The following is a 19336-nucleotide window of genomic DNA, read 5'->3' as shown; positions in this document are numbered from 1 at the left end:
GCTGTTTTGTATGTCGATTATGAGTAATGTTCTCAAAAAAATAGATCAATGATTATTAGTAAGTATGAATCATTTTAGAATTATATAGACTATTATATAAATCGTAATCTGAGAATATTAACTTTGCGGTCATAAAATTAATAAAAAAAGATCTCGTTAAAGAGTAAGAGTAATTATTTATGTATATATCATAATATTCTAATGAAGTATATAAAGTTTTTAAAAATAATCGTGATTTTTTGTGTGATATGGTCTTGTGCAAAAGAAAATAGGATTGAAAAAGAAATAGCCCAAATACCAGTTCAAATAGGTATTGAACGTTTTGATCGGATTTTTGCGGATGTTACACCAGAAAATCTAACAGATGTAAAAGAAAGATATCCTTTTTTATTTCCTGAAAGAGATGCAGATAGTGTTTGGATTCAGAAAACCAAAGACACCATACAGTTAGAGATTAATCAAGAAGTTGAAAAAGCATTTAGTAATTTTTCTGAAGAGAAAGAACAGCTTACATCACTTCTTCAGCATATAAAATATTACTTCCCAGAAGTAACAGTTCCTAGAGTCATTACAGTTACATCTAATGTAGATTATCAACGTAAAGTAATTTTGTCGGATAATCTGTTGATTATATCCTTGGATACATATCTGGGAGCCGACCATCATTTTTATAACGGGATGCAATCTTATCTAAAAGCTCATTTTGTAAGAAGCCAAATTATTCCTGATGTTGCTTCAATGTATACAAGACAATTGGTGGAATTACCTAGAAATAGAACATTCTTGGCGAATATGATATATTATGGTAAAGAATTATATTTAAAAGATCTGTTTCTTCCTAATTTTTCTGATAACCAAAAAATAGCATATAAAGAAGAGCAGCTTGCATGGGCGCGAGCTAATGAAGAAGAAATATGGAGGTATTTTATAGACAGGCAATTGTTATATAGCACAGATGCAGAATTATTGCCGCGATTTTTATATCCAGGACCTTTCTCTAAGTTTTATTTGGAAGAAATCGATCAGGAAGCACCAGATAGAATAGGTCAGTATATAGGTTGGAAGATTGTAAGTTCGTATATGAAAAATAACAATGTATCTTTGCGACAATTATTATTAACTGACGCTGAAACAATTTTTAATACCTCAAAATACAAACCCGCAAGATAATGGCAAATACACATAAATCCGAAATTAAGATTGAAATAGAATTAGATGAGAATCGAGTTCCTGAAAAACTACAATGGACTGCAAAAGATGGTGGAATTGAAAATGAAGAAACTAAAGCAATGTTATTATCTGTTTGGGATCAGAAAAGCAAAGAAAGTCTTAGAATTGATCTATGGACCAAAGACATGCCAGTCGATGAAATGAAAGTGTTTTTTCATCAAACCTTAGTTTCTATGAGTGATACGTTTAATAGGGCTACACAAGATGAAAAAATGGCCGCAACCATGAAAGATTTTTGTGATTATTTTGCTGAAAAGCTCGAGTTAACACAAAAATAGTTCTGATAAACGGGATAGAAGTAATATTTTTATTAGGCTGTAACTGAAAGTAAGAATACATTGAAAAGAAAACTTGTTTTTGTGTATAATGCAGATGCCAAAATCTGGAACAAGTCTATTGATTTCGCTCATAAAATTATAAGCCCTTCTACTTATTCCTGTGATCTATGTGCGTTAACTCACGGAAGTTTTTCTGAAAAGAAAACTTGGAAAGAATTTAGAGAAACAACACTACACGAATTTCTTTTTCAGTATAAAAATGAATTTTTAGAAAAGCATAAAGAGGTAGATTATACTAAATTTCAGTTTCCAGTAATTCTTGAACAAAAGAAACAAGACTTTTTTGTTCTGATAGATTCAGAAGAGCTTACATTAATAAACACAGTAGAAAACTTAATAGAAAAGTTGAAGCAGAAACTAAGTTAAGAATTAGCTACTTGTTGATTTATTTCTTGTATGTACTGCAGTACTTCATCTTTGCCCAATCCAGAAGAAGAAGAGGTAATGAAATAGTTAGGCATTTCTTCCCAATATTGCAACATTTCCTTGGTATAGGATTCTATATTAAGAGGTAATTGAGTTTTGGTTAACTTATCAGCTTTGGTGAAGACAATAGAAAAAGGAATTTGATTTTCTCCAAGCCACTGCATGAATTCTAAATCAATTTTTTGAGGTTCATGTCTGCAATCGATAAGAACAAAAGCTGATACCAATTGAGTTCTTTTAGAAAAATATGCAGTGATAAACTTCTGAAATACTTTTTTAGAAGATTTAGAAACTCGTGCATAACCATAGCCAGGTAAATCGACTAGAAACCAACTTTTATTAATTATAAAATGATTGATTAGTTGCGTTTTTCCAGGTCTTCCAGAGGTTTTTGCTAAGCTTTTGCGTCCAGTTAGCATGTTGATTAAAGAAGACTTGCCAACATTAGAACGGCCAATGAAAGCATATTCGGGCAAATTGTTTTTAGGACATTTAGCCACATCGCTGTTACTCATTACAAACTCAGCGTTACTAATCTTCATAGGATTGTTTGATTAGAAATTACGTTCTTGCAACCAAGAGTGTAATAGTTTATTAAACTCTTCAGGATGTTCCATCATTGCAGCATGGCCACATTTATCGATCCAATATAAATCAGAGTCTGGAAGTAATCTGTTAAAATCATCTGCCACTTCAGGAGGTGTAACATTATCATCTCTACCCCAAATAATACAAGTAGGGTTTTTCATATTAGGTAAATCCTTTGCCATATTGTGTCTTATCGCACTTTTGGCAATAGCAAGTGTTCTAATAAGTTTATTGCGATCATTAACTGTAGCGTATACTTCATCTACAATTTCTTTAGTAGCAATGGCAGGGTCATAAAATACATTTTCTGCTTTTGCCTTAATGTACTCATAATCACCTCGTTTAGGATAGCTTTCTCCCATTGCACTTTCATATAGTCCAGAACTACCTGTTATCACTAGTGCTTTTACCTTTTCGGGAAACATTTTGGTGCATAGCAATCCAATATGACCTCCAAGAGAATTACCAAGTAGAATAACTTCTTCGTAGCCTAATTGATCAATAAAGTCCTTAAGGTATTTAGCAAAAGTTCCAACGCTCGTTTTTATCAATGGCATTTCATATAGTGGGAGCTCTGGAATCAATACTTTGTATCCGTTTTCTGGAAAATATGTACTTACACCATCGAAGTTGCTTAAACCGCCCATCAATCCGTGTAAAATCACGATTGGTGTGCCTTCCCCAAGCTCCAGATAACTGAATTTTCCGTCTTTTTTTAATTCGTGCTTCATTAATACTTCTTACAAGAATTAAAAGCAAATATAGCATTTTCATAATTAGTTTGAAGATTTTTTATCAATAGTGCAGTATGATTTTTTTAGATTTTTTCTAACAGTCAATTTTTTCAATCATGAATAGGTCAAAACCAAGATTTTATAGTAAAAGTAATATCCCACTGAGAAACAAAATATTAAAGTTTGCCAATGTAGTTGTACCTAGTTTTTGACGACAACTTATTAACAATGTGGTAGATTGTGGTAAAAAGTGGTAATTTTTTCAATATATTTGACTAATTATAGTGATAAGTAAATAAAAGTGGTAAATCTTATAGGTACATACGAATGTAAAGCAGACGCTAAGGGACGTCTGATGATACCTGTAGCTTTTAAAAAACAACTTTCACCTGTATTGCAAGATGGATTTGTGTTAAAAAGAGCGGTGTTTCAGCCTTGTTTGGAGTTGTATCCAATGGCAGAATGGAATCTTTTAATGCAGAAAATGAATAAGCTAAATCGTTTCAAAAAGAAAAACAATGATTTTATCCGAAGGTTTACAGCTGGTGTTAAAATGGTTGAAATTGATGGAACTGGTCGTCTCTTGATACCTAAAGATTTGGTGAGTTTTGCAGGAATAACTAAAGAGTTGGTACTGTCTTCGGCTGTCAATATCATTGAGATTTGGGATAAGAAACAGTATGAAAAAGCAATTGATGACGCGACAGTGGATTTTGCTGATCTTGCTGAAGAAGTAATGGGATTCGATGATGAAACAGATGGAATATCATAATCCGGTTTTACTAAAAGAAACCGTTGATGGACTTGCAATTAAACCTGATGGTGTCTATGTAGATGTAACCTTCGGAGGTGGAGGGCACTCTAAAGAGATTATAAAAAGGTTAGGGCCTAATGGAAAGCTTTATGCTTTTGATCAGGATAAAGATGCATTAAATAACGCAATCGATGATAGTAGATTCGTGTTGATAAACGAGAATTTTAGGTTTATAAAAAGATTTCTTCGTTTTCACGGATTACGAAAGGTTGATGGAATCCTTGGAGACTTTGGTGTTTCATCTCATCAATTTGATGTTGCCGAAAGAGGCTTTTCAACTCGATTCGAAGCTGATCTAGATATGAGAATGAATCAAAGTGATGAGTTGTCTGCATATAATGTAATTAATGAATATGAGGAATCAGATCTTAGGACTATGTTTTTGCAGTATGGAGAATTGCGAAACGCTCCTAAGTTAGCTAGAGCAATAGTTAATGCAAGAAAAGAAACGCCAATTAAAACTAGTGTAGTGCTAAAAGAGGTGTTGAGGCCATTTTTAGTAAAACATAAAGAACATAAAATATTAGCACAGATATATCAGGCAATTAGGATAGAGGTGAATCAGGAAATCGAAGTTCTTAAAGAGTTTTTACTGCAGACAGAAGGTTTATTAGAAGCTGGAGGAAGAATTAGTTTGATATCATATCATTCTTTAGAAGATAGATTAGTGAAGCGGTTTGTAAGAAATGGAATGTTTGAAGGAGAACCTGAAAAGGATTTATATGGTAATGTTTCTGTACCATTTAAAAAAGTTGGGAAGTTGATAATCCCTTCTAATGAAGAAATTAAAATAAATAACAGGGCACGAAGTGCCAAACTTAGAATAGCAGAAAAGATTTGAAACAAACAGTATATGATATACTAAAAGGAAAGTTTCTTATTGCAGATGATGCAATGAAAAATTGGCGTATGCTTCTCTTTTTGTCTTTTTTGGCAATTATAATGATCGCCAGTTCTCATAATGCAGAAAGCAAAGTTCATGAAATTGCCAAATTAAATAATGAAGTGAGAGAGTTAAGAACTCAGTTTGTCGATGGAAGAACAGAATTGATGCAATTGAAAATGGAATCGTCTGTAATTGAAAAGATGACCAAAAAAGGAATAAAAAGACCAACGAAACCAGCACAAAAAATAATAGTAAAAGAGTAACATTGTTTTGGCAATAAAAGATAAAAACATATTAAATAGGTTGTACTTCATCGCAGGATGTATGTTCATCTTTGCGATTCTGGTTATGGTAAAGCTGGTAAAAACGCAATTCGTAGAAGGTGATATGTATCGTGCTAAAGGCGAACAACGTGTTTTTAAAACCTTTGACATTCCTGCTAATAGAGGGAACCTCTATGATAGTAAAGGTAATTTGCTGGCAACCTCGGTACCTAAATATGACATCCGATTTGATGCAGTTACAGTTACAGATAAAGATTTTAGAGAGAATATAACCGAGTTGTCGAAGGCATTATCCAAAGAATTCGGAAAATCTTCAGAGCATTATGATGATGTGTTAAGGAGAGCACGTGATAATAAAAACAGATATTTTCTAGTCCGTAGAAACCTTGGATACTCTCAATATATGAGAGTAAAGAAATTTCCTTTATTTAAATATGGTGCAAATCGAGGTGGATTGATTGTGGAGCAACGTACCATACGTGAACATCCTATTGGTAAGATAGCCGAAAGAACAGTAGGATACGAACGTCGTGATGAACAAGGGTATTATACTAGAGTAGGATTAGAGGGTGCTTATGGGCCTTTTTTGAGAGGAAAAGAAGGGAAACGCAAAAAACAAAAAATAGCAAAAAATCAATGGAAACCTATAGGTGATGCTAATGAAGTAGAACCACAGGATGGGTATGATGTGATTTCTACCATTGATGTAAATGTCCAAGATATAACACATCATGCATTGTTAGCACAATTAGAGAAATTTGAAGCTGAACATGGGACAGTTGTTGTTATGGAAACTCGGACTGGAGAAATTAAAGCAATTTCTAACCTAGGTCGTACTAAGTCAGGTAAGTATTATGAAAAGCTAAATTATGCTGTAGGAGAATCTCATGAACCTGGTTCTACTTTTAAACTTATGGCAATGGTAGCTGCTTTAGAAGATAAGGTAATTGATTCAAGCTATGTTGTAGATACAGAAAATGGACGTGTAAAGTTTTATGATCGAATTGTTAGAGATTCTAAATGGGGAGGATACGGAAAAATATCGGCCGCAAAGGCATTTGAGTTGTCATCCAATACAGCGTTTGCTAAAATAATTAATGAGAATTATAAAGAAGATCCTAAAAAATTTGTGAACCGATTAATGAATATGGGATTGCATAAAACACTAGGGTTATCTATTAAAGGAGAAGGTAAACCCAAAATCCCATATCCAGGCGATAAAGATTGGTATGGTACTACATTGCCTTGGATGGCTCACGGATACGGTGTTGCGGTTACTCCTTTGCAAACGTTGGCTTTTTATAATGCAATTGCTAACAATGGAGAAATGGTTAAGCCTAGGTTTATAAAAGAAGTAAGAGCTTGGGATAAAACAAAAGAGAAATTTGATAAAGAGATATTAAACCCTGCAATTTGTTCTAAAGAGACAGCAAAAATTGTTCAGGAGATGATGAAGAATGTAGTGGTTAGAGGAACTGCAGATAATATTAATACAACTAATTTTCAGATAGCTGGAAAAACGGGTACCTGCTGGGGTAATTATGGAAAAGATAAGGAACGGGAGTATATCTCATCTTTTGCTGGATATTTTCCAGCCGATGATCCTAGATATTCTTGTATTGTAGTTATTCATAAACCAAATAAAGAAAAAGGATACTACGGTAATATTGTTGCAGCACCTGTTTTTAAAACTATAGCATTAAAAGTATATAATGATATTCCTGTGGTGGATGAGGTGTCTTCTTCGATTGTAGAAAGTAAAGGGGTTAACGAGAGTTATGAGGGGTATTTTCAGAAAGCAAGAAAATATAAAACCATCATGCCAAACGTAAAAGGAATGCCAGCTATGGATGTTATTTCTCTTTTAGAGAACATGGGATTAAGAGTAGAAGTAAAAGGCTCAGGAAAAGTGAAGAGCCAATCAATAGAACCAGGAACCAAAGTGCAAACAAATCAAACTGTTAGGATAGAGTTATCGTGATTGAATTAAAAGATATTTTATATAAAGTTCCTATCAACGCTGTTGTTGGTGATACAACTACGCGCATTAATAAGGTTGAATTCGACTCTCGAAAAATCAATCAGGATGATATTTTTGTAGCCATACGCGGTAGTATTGTTGATGGGCACAAGTATATAGAAAAAGCTATTGATAAAGGAGCTATAGGTGTTATATGTGAGGAGATGCCTGAGATTATGGTAGATGGTATAGTGTATGTGCAGGTAGAAGATGCCCAGAAAGCCTTGGCAATAATAGCTGCTAACTATTATGGTACACCTTCAGAAAATTTAAAACTTGTTGGAGTAACTGGTACCAATGGTAAAACTACCATAGCCACATTATTGTATCAACTCTTTAAAATGGCTGGTTATAAAGTTGGCTTACTTTCTACTGTGAAGATTTTAGTAGATGATATAGCGTACAAAGCAACACATACTACTCCAGATTCTTTAACCATAAATCATTATCTCAAGGAAATGAATATGGCAGGTGTTGAGTATTGTTTTATGGAAGTAAGTTCTCACGGGATTGATCAAAAACGTACGGCAGGTTTGGTGTTTGAAGGAGGTGTTTTTACTAATCTATCTCATGATCACCTAGATTATCATAATACATTTAAGGAGTATCGTGATGTGAAGAAGGTGTTCTTTGATGAATTAAGTAATAAAGCTTTTGCCTTGGTTAATCATGATGACAAAAACGGAAGCTTTATGCTTCAGAATACAAAGGCGAAACAATATACATATGCATTAAAATCATATGCAGATTTTAGAGGGCAGATTCTTGAAAATAATCTAGGAGGGTTATTGTTAAAACTGAATGACCATGAAGTTTGGACAAAGTTGATAGGAAGTTTTAACGCATATAATCTATTAGCAATTTTTGGAACAGCAGAGTTATTAGGGCTTGAAACTCTTGAAATATTACAGTTGTTAAGTGATCTAGAAAGTGTTAGTGGGAGATTTCAATACCTGATTTCAGAAAAAAAAATAACCGCTATTGTTGATTATGCGCATACACCAGATGCGTTAAAAAATGTGTTAGAAACAATTAATAATATTCGAACCAATAATGAAACTCTAATTACTGTAGTCGGTTGTGGAGGTGATAGAGATAAAACAAAAAGACCTGTGATGGGTAATATCGCTACGATATTAAGTAATAAGGTAGTGTTTACCAGTGATAATCCTAGAACGGAGAATCCTGTTCAGATTATTGAAGATATAGAAAAAGGAGTAGAACCACAGAATTATAAAAAAATACTGTCAATCACTGATAGAAAGCAAGCGATAAGAACAGCCTGTCAATTAGCAGACGAAAATGATATTATTTTGATCGCTGGAAAAGGGCATGAAACCTATCAAGAGACCAATGGTGAACGAATTGATTTCAATGATTTTGAAATTGTAAGAGAAGAATTAAAAAAACTAGGAAAATAAATAAATCCTTTCTGTAAGGCCTTGTTAGGGGTAATGCAAAAGGTGATGATATATATGTTATACTATTTGTTTCAATATCTAGAGAGTGAATATCAGTTTCCTGGAGCGTCATTGTTTCAGTTTATTACGTTTAGAGCGGCAATGGCAATTATTTTGTCTCTGCTGATCTCTACGATTTATGGAAAACGAATCATAAACTTCCTTCAAAGAAAGCAAATGGGAGAAAGTATTAGGGAGCTTGGATTGGATGGGCAAGCAGAGAAAGCTGGTACCCCAACAATGGGAGGTATCATCATAATTTTAGCTACACTCGTTCCTGCGCTACTTTTTGCTAAGCTTGATAATATATACATCATTCTTTTGATCATAACTACTCTATGGATGGGAGCTATAGGTTTTACCGATGATTACTTAAAAATAAAAAAGAAAGACAAGGAAGGCTTAGCAGGCAGGTTTAAAGTAATAGGGCAGGTTGGCCTTGGTCTTATAGTAGGTTGTACAATGTATTTTCATGATGATATTACTATCAAAGAAGAAAAACCAGCTTCTGATATTGAGCAAGTTGTGACTACAGAGAATCAATCTGATTTTAACCCTGCAATCAAATCTACAAAAACAACCTTACCGTTTATTAAAAATAACGAGTTTGACTATGCTAGTTTAATCACTTGGATCAGTCCTGGTTTAAGTAAATATGCTTGGTTGGTTTTTATTCCAATTGTAATTTTTATCGTGACCGCTGTTTCTAATGGAGCCAATCTTACCGACGGAATTGATGGATTAGCGGCAGGTTCATCCGCGATCATTGTGCTTACGTTGGCATTATTTGCGTGGGTGTCGGGTAATATTGTTTTTTCAGATTATCTGAATGTGATGTACATCCCTAATTCAGGTGAAATGACAATTTATATTGCTGCGTTTGCAGGTGCATTGGTTGGATTCTTATGGTATAATACCTATCCAGCTCAAGTGTTTATGGGCGATACTGGTAGTTTAACAATAGGAGGGATAATAGCGGTTATTGCTATAGCTATTAGAAAAGAATTTTTGATTCCAATCGTATGCGGAATCTTTTTTATAGAAACTTTATCTGTAATGATGCAAGTAAGTTGGTTTAAATATACTCGTAAGAAATATGGCGAAGGACGAAGAATATTTCTGATGTCACCATTACACCATCATTACCAAAAGAAAGGAATACATGAAAGTAAGATTGTTGCTAGGTTTTGGATTATAGGAATTTTTCTGGCAATCATTGCTGTAATTACTTTAAAAGTAAGATAAGGTGAGAAAGCTAGTAGTACTTGGAGCGGGAGAGAGTGGAGTAGGAACGGCTATTTTGGGTAAAAAAGAAGGATTTAATGTGTTTGTTTCTGATAAAGGAACAATTACAGATCATTATAAAGAAGTTCTTAGAAATTTTGAAATCGAATGGGAGGAGCAAAAGCATACTGAAGATAAAATTCTAAATGCAGATATAGTTATGAAAAGTCCTGGAATTCCAGATAAAGTAGCCTTGATTAAAAAACTACTTGAGAAAGGAATACCTGTAGTGTCTGAGATAGAATTTGCCTCAAAGTTCACATCAGCAAAGATCATTGGAGTAACTGGAAGTAATGGAAAAACAACTACTACAATGCTTACACATCATGTGCTTAAGAATGGAGGTTTAGATATTAGTATGGCGGGAAATATTGGAGATAGTTTTGCTAAACAAGTGGCAGAAAATGATACTCCATATTATGTGTTAGAGTTAAGTAGTTTTCAGCTTGATGGCATCAAAGAATTTACACCAAATATTGCGGTGATAACTAATATTACTCCAGATCACTTAGATCGATATGAATATAAGTTCGAAAATTATATCGCTTCGAAGTTCAGGATTACAATGAATCAAACGGAAAGTGATTATTTCATCTATGACCAAGATGATGATGTAATTGCAAAGTATATAGAAGAGCATCCTATTCGTTCAAAATTACTACCATTTTCATTAAAGAAAAAGGTGCAGAATGGAGCGTATTTGGAAGGAAAAAATATAAAAATAATAATTGACAACAACGAATTTATCATGCCAACAAAAGATTTAGCATTAAAAGGAAATCATAACGTGAAAAATGCAATGGCAGCTGCCACGGTATCACAGTTATTGAAAATTAGAAAGACAACTATTCGAGAATGTCTTGAGAATTTTCATGGAGTAGAACATAGGTTAGAGAGTGTATTGAAGATTAATAATGTACAATATATAAATGACTCTAAAGCGACTAATGTAAATGCTACTTTTTATGCGTTGGATGCTATGAAATCATCAACGGTATGGATTGTTGGAGGTGTTGATAAAGGGAATGATTATACCGAATTATATCCTCTGGTAAATGAAAAAGTAAAAGCAATTATCTGCCTTGGTGTTGATAATAGTAAAGTAATTAATGCCTTTGGTAACTGTGTTGATAATATTATAGAAACACAATCTATGAAAGATGCTGTGAATATGGCGTATAAGATTGCAGAGCGTAATGAAAATGTACTGTTGTCACCAGCGTGTGCAAGTTTTGATTTGTTTAAAAACTATGAGGAAAGAGGAAGACAGTTTAAAGAGGCTGTAAGAGAATTGTAATACGATAAAAACAAGTAATAATATAAATGACTAAGGTTTTAAAGAATATAAAAGGAGATAAGGTAATTTGGGCAATTGTTGCTCTCCTAGCGTTGTTTTCATTTCTTCCTGTGTATAGTGCTAGTAGTAACTTGGCATATTTATATGGGGATGGAAATACTTTTGTGTTCTTGGTAAAACATTTCGCACATTTACTTTTAGGTTTTGGGATTATGTACTGGGTTCATAAAATACCCTATCATTATTTTAAAGGACTTTCGATTATTATGTTGCCAGTAGTTGTGGTCTTGTTGTTGTTTACGATGGCTCAGAATACAACCATAGGAGGCGCTAATGCAAGTAGATGGATTCGGTTACCATTCGTTGGGGTGACCTTTCAGACATCTACGTTAGCGGCAGTAGTTTTAATGGCTTATGTAGCAAGGTATTTGTCAAAAATTAGAGATAAAAAAGTAACTTTTAAGGAATCATTGATTCCACTTTGGTTACCAGTATTTATAATCTTAATGTTAATTTTGCCCGCTAATTTCTCTACAGCAGCTATTATTTTTTCTATGGTAATTATGCTGGTGTTTTTAGGAGGTTATCCGTTACGATATATTATGGTAGTGCTAGGAACAGGTTTATTGGCACTCACATTTTTTATTTTAACAGCAAAAGCATTTCCAGATGCATTCCCTAATAGAGTAGATACTTGGGTGAGCAGAGCTGAAAACTTTTTCAATGATAAAGATACTCCAGAAGACTATCAGATAGAGCGTGCAAAAATAGCAATAGCAAGAGGAGGAGTTGTAGGAAAAGGTCCTGGTAAAAGTGTACAGAGAAATTTCTTACCGCAATCATCATCAGATTTTATTTATGCGATTATTATAGAAGAATGGGGGTTAGTTGGAGGCGTTTTTCTAATGTTTCTTTATTTAATGCTTTTGTTTAGACTTGTCATTGTAGCTCATAAAAGCACTGATGTATTTGGTAAGTTATTGGTCATTGGTGTAGGACTGCCTATAGTTTTTCAGGCATTGATTAATATGGCAGTTGCTGTAGAATTATTTCCTGTAACTGGTCAGACACTTCCTTTAGTTAGTAGTGGTGGTACTTCTATTTGGATGACTTGTATGGCAATCGGGATGGTATTAAGTATTAGTAGTAAAAGAGAGTCTATGTTAGAAGAAGAGTCTGATGCAATGAATAAGAAAACAGCAGACATAAATGAAAAAGAAGATAATCCATTAGAAGTTTTGAGTGAAGCAATATGAAGCAACAACCAAGAGTCATATTATCAGGAGGAGGAACAGGAGGACATATTTATCCTGCAATTTCTATTGCCAATGAATTAAAAAACAGGTATCCAGAAGCTTCAATTTTGTTCGTTGGAGCTAAAGATCGTATGGAAATGCAAAAAGTGCCTCAAGCGGGTTATAAAATAGAAGGCTTGTGGATTAGTGGGATTCAACGCAAGTTAACAATAAGTAATCTTTTGTTTCCAATAAAATTGATAAGTAGCCTTTGGAGATCGAGAAAGATTATCAAAAGATTCAAACCTGATGTTGTAATTGGTACAGGAGGTTTTGCAAGTGGGCCCTTATTAAAAATGGCTAATTCTGCAAAGGTTCCAACTGTACTTCAGGAGCAAAATTCGTTTCCAGGAATTACAAATAAATGGTTGGCAAAAGGAGCTAATAAAATATGTGTTGCGTATGATGATATGGAACGTTTTTTTCCAAAAGATAAAGTGATTAAAACAGGAAATCCAGTACGCCAAGATTTGTTGGAAATAGATAGTAAAAGAAAACAAGGAATTTCTAAGTATAATTTGGACGACGAAAAGAAAACTGTTCTTGTTATAGGAGGAAGTCTGGGTGCTAGAAGAATCAATCAATTGATAGAAAAAGAACTTGATTTTTTTGAGCAAAAAGGAATTCAAGTGATATGGCAGTGTGGCAAGTTATATTATGATGAGTATAAAAAACACGATGCTAATAGGGATATTCAAGTACATCAGTTTTTAGACACAATGGATTTAGCATATGCAGCGGCTGATGTTATTGTTTCAAGAGCAGGAGCAAGTTCCGTTTCAGAATTATGTATTGTGGCAAAACCAACATTGTTTATTCCGTCTCCTAATGTAGCAGAGGATCACCAAACAAAAAATGCGAATGCTATTGTGAGTCAAAATGGAGCAAAAATGTTAAAAGAGAACGAGCTTGATGATAAATTTCAGAAAACCATCTCACAATTGCTGGAATCAGAAGCAATGCAAATAAAATTGAAGCATGCGATAAAGAAATTGGCATTACCCGATGCTACCAAAGATATAGTTAATGAAATAGAGCAATTAATAGGATCAGAAAACTCTCTGAATTGAAGAATGAATAACAATTTAGAAAACATAAAGAATATATATTTTATAGGTATCGGTGGTATCGGTATGAGTGCTATTGCACGATATTTTAAGTTTTTGGGTAAAAATGTTGCAGGATACGATAAGACTCCAACAAAAATTACAAAAGATTTAGAAGAACTAGGAGTTCAGATTCATTTTAAAGATGATGTAGAAGCAATTCCAAAGTCATTTTTAAATACAGAAGAAACATTGGTTATTTATACACCAGCTATTCCAGAAACTCATGCAGAATTAAATTATGTAAAAGATCGTGGGTTTTCAGTTAAAAAGAGGGCTGAGATATTAGGTATTATCACTCAAGGAACCTATACATTGGCCGTAGCAGGAACTCATGGAAAAACCACTACAACAGCAATTTTGGCACACTTATTAAAAGAAAGTGGGGCTAAGGTAACTGCCTTTTTAGGTGGAATTAGTGAAAACTATAATTCTAACCTGATATTAGAAGGAAATGAAGTAGTAGTAGTAGAAGCTGACGAATTTGATAGATCATTTTTGCAATTATATCCGGATATCGCAGCAATTACCTCTATGGATGCAGATCATTTGGATATTTATAAAAAAGCAAACGCTTTAGAAGAATCCTTTGTAGAATTTTCATCCAGAGCAAAAGATCACCTTTTAGTGTGTAATGGATTACCACTTTCTGGAATTTCGTATGGAATTGAGGATGATTCACAGTATTGTGCTCAGAATATTAGAATTGATAACGGTACATACATTTTTGATTTAAAAACACCAACTCAACTCATTAAGGATTTGCATTTAAACCTGCCAGGTAAACACAACTTGTTAAATGCTATCACAGCCTTTGCTATGGCTATGCTTTACGGCTCCCCGACCGCAGCTATAGCAAAGGCTTTATTTTCCTTTAAGGGAGTTCAAAGACGTTTTAGTTACCAAATTAAAACGGATAACTTGATATATGTAGATGATTATGCCCATCATCCTACAGAGATTAATGCGCTACATCAAGCAATCAGAGAAATGCATCCGGAAAAAGAAGTGTTGGCGATTTTTCAGCCGCATTTATATAGTAGAACACAGGATTTTGCATCTGATTTCGCAGAAAGTTTGAGTCAGTTTGATCAACTACTGTTATTAGATATTTATCCAGCAAGAGAGTTACCTATTGAAGGGATAACCTCAGAATGGTTAATGGGAATGATAGATGTAAAAAACAAAAAATTAGTTACAAAAGATAATTTAATAGAAGAAGTTTTAAAAAGTAATGCTCAAGTCATCGCAACCGTAGGAGCAGGAGATATAGGCGAAGAAGTAAATCATATTAAAAAAGCATTATTGGGAGTATGAGGAAGATGTTAGTATATATAAAATTTTTGAGTCTTATTGCATTAGTAGTGTTTCTCTTTGCATTTACAGGCAATCGAAATGAAAAAAGAAAGATCAAAGCAGTAGAGATAGAATTCGTTAAAGAACAGAATCCATACATCAATGAATTAACGGTTAATAAATTGTTAATACAAAATCAGGTAGGAGTGACGGACGTAGGTAAAGAAATTTTAGTTTTGAATATTGTAGAGAAGGGGCTGGATGCACACAAAATGATTGAAGATTCAGATGTGTATCTTACTGTAAACGGACAACTTAAGGCACGAATCAAGCAGCGAACTCCAATTGCTAGAGTGAATGCGGTTGTTCCTTTTTACGTTGATGTTACAGGTAATACGATGCCATTATCGGATAATTATTCAGCTCATGTTCCTCTTGTTAGTAATGTTTCAGAAAGAGAAGTTTCGGAAATTTTTCCGTTGTTGAAAAAAATTCAGGATGATGAGTTTTTAAAAAAACACGTGATTAGCATCTATCGAAATGTACAGGGAGACTATGAGTTGGGACTACGAGTATTTGATTTTAAAGTGATTTTTGGAAAAGTAGAACATTTGAATGATAAGGTTAAAAATTTTAAAGCTTTTTATCAAAAAGCTTTAAAAGATCAAAGCTTGAATAAATATAAAAAAGTCAGTTTACAATTTAGTAACCAAGTTGTGTGTACATTAAAATAATACCAATATGGGAAGAGAAGAACATGAAATAGCGGTAGGATTAGACATAGGAACAACAAAGATTGTTGCTATGGTAGGGAGATATAATGAGTATGGAAAGATGGAAGTATTGGGTGTTGGTAAATCCAAAAGCCTTGGTGTACATCGTGGTGTAGTAAATAATATCACGCAAACTATACAATCCATACAACAAGCAGTTCAGGAAGCAGAGAGTGTTTCTGGAATGAAAATTAGTGAAGTAACAGTAGGTATAGCTGGCCAACATATAAGAAGTTTACAGCACAGTGACTATATAACACGTCCTAATGCAGATGCAGTTATTGATGAAGAAGATATCGATACTTTATGTAATCAGGTACATAAATTGGTAATGTTACCAGGTGAAGAGATCTTACATGTATTGCCGCAAGAATATAAAGTGGATGGTCAAGCCGAAATTAAAGAGCCCGTAGGGATGTATGGAGGACGACTTGAAGCCAACTTTCATGTTGTGGTAGGTCAGGTAACTTCTATTCGTAATATCGGGAGATGTGTAAAGAGTTCTGGATTAGAGTTATCAGATGTGACCTTAGAACCTTTGGCCTCTGCTAACGCAGTATTAAGTCAGGAAGAAAAAGAAGCAGGTGTAGCATTGATTGATATAGGAGGTGGAACTACAGATCTTGCAATCTTTAAAGATGGAATTATTCGTCATACTGCTGTAATACCGTTTGGAGGAAATGTAATTACTGAAGATATCAAAGAGGGTTGTTCTATTATAGAAAAACAGGCAGAACTGCTTAAAATTAAATTTGGATCTGCTTGGCCAGGAGAAAATAAGGATAACGAAATTGTTTCTATTCCTGGATTAAGAGGAAGAGAACCAAAAGAGATAACACTAAAAAACTTGTCTAAAATTATTCATGCTCGTGTAGTAGAAATTATAGAACAGGTCTTTTTGGAGATTAAAAATTACGGCCATGAATCTCCAAAAAAGAAGTTAATTGCAGGGATTGTGCTAACAGGAGGAGGATCTCAGTTAAAGCACTTAAAACAACTTGTAGAATATATTACTGGTATGGATACTCGTATAGGATATCCTAACGAGCATTTAGCAGGCAATAGTGATCCAGAAACCACAAGCCCCATGTATGCCACAGCGGTTGGGTTGGTAATGGATAGTCTGGTTCACATTGGAAAACAGAAAAAAGCCGCAATTAAAGAAGCTTTGGTAGAAGAAGAATTAAATGAAGAAACTACCGCTATTGCTGGAGAAGGAATTGAAGAAGAGAAACCAGTAGTAGATAATAGACCAAGAAAAAATATCCTTGAAAAATGGACAGAGAAATTCAAGGAGTTTTTAGATAATGCAGAGTAGTAGGAAAACGTATATAGTTCAATTTTGAACATAAGAAGATATTAAAAAAATAAAAGTAAGAGAACAAGAAAATTAGCAATTATGAGTAACAACGAGGAGTTCGAGAACATTTCTTTTGATTTACCCAAGAATCAATCAAATGTAATTAAAGTTATTGGAGTTGGAGGTGGTGGTAGCAATGCCATTAATCATATGTTCCAGCAGGGAATCAAAGGAGTTGATTTCGTTATTTGTAATACAGATGCGCAAGCATTAGAAAATAGTCCTATCCCTAATAAGATACAGTTGGGAGTGTCTCTTACAGAAGGATTAGGAGCAGGTGCTAACCCAGAAGTGGGAGAGCAGTCTGCAGTAGAAAGCTACGAAGAGATTAAACGAATGTTGGATACCAATACCAAGATGATATTTATCACTGCTGGTATGGGTGGAGGAACAGGTACAGGAGCAGCGCCTATCATTGCTAAAATGGCAAGGGAGTTAGATATCCTTACTGTCGGTATTGTAACAATTCCATTTCAGTTCGAAGGAAAAATGCGTAACGAACAAGCGCAATTGGGTGTAGAAAAACTTCGTGCTCATGTGGATTCTTTAGTAGTTATTAATAATAACAAACTTAGAGAGGTCTACGGTAATTTAGGTTTTAAAGCAGGTTTCTCTAAAGCAGATGAAGTACTTGCCACTGCATCCCGTGGAATCGCAGAAGTAATAACACATCACTATACTCAAAATATTGATTTACGTGATGCTAAAACTGTACTTAGCAATAGTGGTACGGCAATAATGGGGTCTGCTAATGCCTCTGGTGCCAAACGTGCTCACGATGCCATTGTAAAAGCATTAGACTCACCGTTGCTTAATGATAATAAAATTACAGGGGCTAAAAATGTGTTGCTATTGATCGTTTCTGGAAAAGAAGAAATTACAATCGATGAGATAGGAGAAATTAATGATCATATTCAGCAAGAGGCTGGTCATGGCGCTAATATCATTATGGGTGTTGGAGAAGATGAGTCTTTAGAAGATGCAATTTCTGTTACTGTGATTGCTACAGGATTTGATGTAGAACAACAAGATGAAATTGTAAATACCGAAACTAAAAAAATCATTCATACACTCGAGGAGGAACAACGTGCAACGACTCAAGATTTAACTCCAAAATCAACGGCAAAAACCACTCCCGATTTGTCATCAATACCTCAAAAAGAAGAGATAAAAGAGGAGCCAGTGATTATAAAGCATGAATTGATAGAAGAAGAGGAAGAAGATATCAATGAATCTTTGTTGTTGCCAACTACTGAGTTTCTTAAAAATATAAAAGTGGTTGATCATGAGGAAGTAAGTGCATTCTCTGCAGAAAATGATTTTGTGATTATTAATGCGCAAGACATCATTAATCAAATTGAAGTAAATGATGCAAATGAAATAGCAGAAGCAGCAAGCAAAAAAGAAGAGGAAGATCAGTTTACATTGGCATTTGATATGCCAGTTGGAGGAAATACTGAAGAAATTGATACTGCTCCAGTTGTAGATCATTCTTCTACTACTCCGCAAGTTGAGGAAGATGAGAAACCAATTGTTTTTGATCTTACGGATGATATTTTAGAGGTTGAAGTAAATGACCCTATTGAAGTAGTTCCTACTGGTGAAACAACATCTGATGGTGTTCGTAAATATAGTCTTGAAGAATATATGGAGGAAGAAAAAAGACTAACAGAAGCCAAACCAGCAGCAGAGGTTTTAGAAGAGGATAAAGAAGTGATTTTTGAGAAAAAAACAATTGCTCCTTCTCCAGAACCTGAATCTTCAGAAAATGCAGATCCAATAGATCAACCAATTTCTGAAACTTTAAAGGCTAGAGCTGCGGAAAGAAGAGCTAAAATGAAGGAGTTTAATTATAAGTTTAGAAATAATGCTTCTAATATAGATGATATAGAAAAAGAACCTGCTTACAAACGTGCTGGGTTAGATGTGGATTCTAAACCCGAATCTTCAGAGCTATCCAGAACTTCTTTGGGAACAGATAGTAATGATGATATTCAATTACGAAAAAATAATTCTTTTCTGCATGATAATGTAGACTAAAGGTTTGTAATTCTAGTTAAGACTGGAATCCAAAATTTAATACCAATAGACAAACTAAACCGATAATCTAAATAAAGAGTATCGGTTTATTTTTTATCTTCGCAA

At 34.1% G+C, this 19336-nt stretch carries 18 protein-coding genes; 16 read left to right on the top strand and 2 right to left on the bottom strand.

Features of this window, described 5'->3' with window-relative positions; translation table 11 throughout:
* The first annotated feature begins 201 nt into the window (after positions 1 to 201).
* The 3 genes from gldB to QBK95_RS06075 are packed head-to-tail and all read left to right on the top strand — an operon-like array spanning position 202 to position 1934.
* Positions 202 to 1170 carry a gliding motility lipoprotein GldB gene (gldB, locus tag QBK95_RS06085; protein ID WP_280931620.1) on the top strand — a complete coding sequence of 323 codons (969 nt, stop codon included), beginning with the start codon at positions 202 to 204 and terminating at the stop codon, positions 1168 to 1170.
* Positions 1170 to 1508 carry a gliding motility protein GldC gene (gene gldC / locus QBK95_RS06080; protein WP_280931618.1) on the top strand — a complete coding sequence of 113 codons (339 nt, stop codon included), beginning with the start codon at positions 1170 to 1172 and terminating at the stop codon, positions 1506 to 1508. Before gldB ends, gldC begins: the two co-directional genes overlap by 1 nt.
* Positions 1509 to 1568: 60 nt before the next feature.
* Positions 1569 to 1934: a GTPase gene (locus tag QBK95_RS06075; protein ID WP_280931616.1), complete on the top strand. Its 366-nt coding sequence runs from the start codon at positions 1569 to 1571 to the stop codon at positions 1932 to 1934.
* On the opposite strand, the gene yihA is transcribed toward QBK95_RS06075, so the two are convergent.
* Positions 1931 to 2536 (bottom strand): ribosome biogenesis GTP-binding protein YihA/YsxC, encoded by a 606-nt coding sequence (yihA, locus tag QBK95_RS06070; protein WP_280931613.1) that lies wholly within the window; start codon positions 2534 to 2536, stop codon positions 1931 to 1933. The genes QBK95_RS06075 and yihA overlap by 4 nt on opposite strands.
* A gap of 12 nt (positions 2537 to 2548) precedes the next feature.
* On the bottom strand, positions 2549 to 3313 hold the full coding sequence (locus tag QBK95_RS06065; RefSeq protein ID WP_280931611.1) for an alpha/beta fold hydrolase: 765 nt from the start codon (positions 3311 to 3313) through the stop codon (positions 2549 to 2551).
* Positions 3314 to 3617: 304 nt separating this feature from the next.
* Between QBK95_RS06065 and mraZ the strand changes: the two genes are divergently transcribed.
* The 13 genes from mraZ (at position 3618) to ftsZ (ending at position 19231) form a co-directional block, all read left to right on the top strand.
* Complete coding sequence (gene mraZ / locus QBK95_RS06060; protein ID WP_280931609.1) at positions 3618 to 4088, top strand: division/cell wall cluster transcriptional repressor MraZ; 471 nt, start codon at positions 3618 to 3620, stop codon at positions 4086 to 4088.
* Complete coding sequence (gene rsmH / locus QBK95_RS06055; protein ID WP_280931607.1) at positions 4063 to 4971, top strand: 16S rRNA (cytosine(1402)-N(4))-methyltransferase RsmH; 909 nt, start codon at positions 4063 to 4065, stop codon at positions 4969 to 4971. Before mraZ ends, rsmH begins: the two co-directional genes overlap by 26 nt.
* Entirely contained in the window at positions 4968 to 5279 is a 312-nt protein-coding gene (locus QBK95_RS06050; RefSeq protein ID WP_280931605.1) for an FtsL-like putative cell division protein, read from the top strand. The genes rsmH and QBK95_RS06050 overlap by 4 nt, the downstream gene beginning before the upstream one ends.
* 7 nt (positions 5280 to 5286) lie before the next feature.
* Entirely contained in the window at positions 5287 to 7281 is a 1995-nt protein-coding gene (locus tag QBK95_RS06045) for a PASTA domain-containing penicillin-binding protein (protein ID WP_280931602.1), read from the top strand.
* Entirely contained in the window at positions 7278 to 8741 is a 1464-nt protein-coding gene (locus QBK95_RS06040) for a UDP-N-acetylmuramoyl-L-alanyl-D-glutamate--2,6-diaminopimelate ligase (RefSeq protein WP_280931600.1), read from the top strand. Before QBK95_RS06045 ends, QBK95_RS06040 begins: the two co-directional genes overlap by 4 nt.
* A 54-nt stretch (positions 8742 to 8795) precedes the next feature.
* Positions 8796 to 10025 carry a phospho-N-acetylmuramoyl-pentapeptide-transferase gene (gene mraY / locus QBK95_RS06035; protein ID WP_280931599.1) on the top strand — a complete coding sequence of 410 codons (1230 nt, stop codon included), beginning with the start codon at positions 8796 to 8798 and terminating at the stop codon, positions 10023 to 10025.
* Between the two features lies 1 nt (position 10026).
* The gene (murD, locus tag QBK95_RS06030) at positions 10027 to 11361 is read left to right on the top strand and encodes a UDP-N-acetylmuramoyl-L-alanine--D-glutamate ligase (protein ID WP_280931597.1); all 1335 of its coding nucleotides are present in this window, start codon (positions 10027 to 10029) and stop codon (positions 11359 to 11361) included.
* A 26-nt stretch (positions 11362 to 11387) separates the two neighbouring features.
* Entirely contained in the window at positions 11388 to 12617 is a 1230-nt protein-coding gene (locus tag QBK95_RS06025) for an FtsW/RodA/SpoVE family cell cycle protein (RefSeq protein WP_280931595.1), read from the top strand.
* Positions 12614 to 13726, top strand: coding sequence for an undecaprenyldiphospho-muramoylpentapeptide beta-N-acetylglucosaminyltransferase (murG, locus tag QBK95_RS06020; RefSeq protein WP_280931593.1), 1113 nt, complete (start codon positions 12614 to 12616; stop codon positions 13724 to 13726). Before QBK95_RS06025 ends, murG begins: the two co-directional genes overlap by 4 nt.
* A gap of 3 nt (positions 13727 to 13729) precedes the next feature.
* Positions 13730 to 15079, top strand: a complete 1350-nt coding sequence (gene murC / locus QBK95_RS06015) for a UDP-N-acetylmuramate--L-alanine ligase (protein ID WP_280931591.1) — start codon at positions 13730 to 13732, stop codon at positions 15077 to 15079.
* On the top strand, positions 15076 to 15792 hold the full coding sequence (locus tag QBK95_RS06010; RefSeq protein WP_280931590.1) for a cell division protein FtsQ/DivIB: 717 nt from the start codon (positions 15076 to 15078) through the stop codon (positions 15790 to 15792). The genes murC and QBK95_RS06010 overlap by 4 nt, the downstream gene beginning before the upstream one ends.
* A gap of 7 nt (positions 15793 to 15799) precedes the next feature.
* Positions 15800 to 17149 (top strand): cell division protein FtsA, encoded by a 1350-nt coding sequence (gene ftsA / locus QBK95_RS06005; protein ID WP_280931588.1) that lies wholly within the window; start codon positions 15800 to 15802, stop codon positions 17147 to 17149.
* Between the two features lie 81 nt (positions 17150 to 17230).
* Positions 17231 to 19231, top strand: coding sequence for a cell division protein FtsZ (gene ftsZ, locus QBK95_RS06000; protein ID WP_280931587.1), 2001 nt, complete (start codon positions 17231 to 17233; stop codon positions 19229 to 19231).
* Positions 19232 to 19336 lie beyond the last annotated feature (105 nt).

Origin of the sequence: Aquimarina mycalae (assembly GCF_029906345.1) — a bacterium.
Lineage (GTDB): Bacteria > Bacteroidota > Bacteroidia > Flavobacteriales > Flavobacteriaceae > Aquimarina.
Note: the sequence above shows the minus strand (reverse complement) of the source record. Positions and strands in the feature narration are given on the sequence as shown.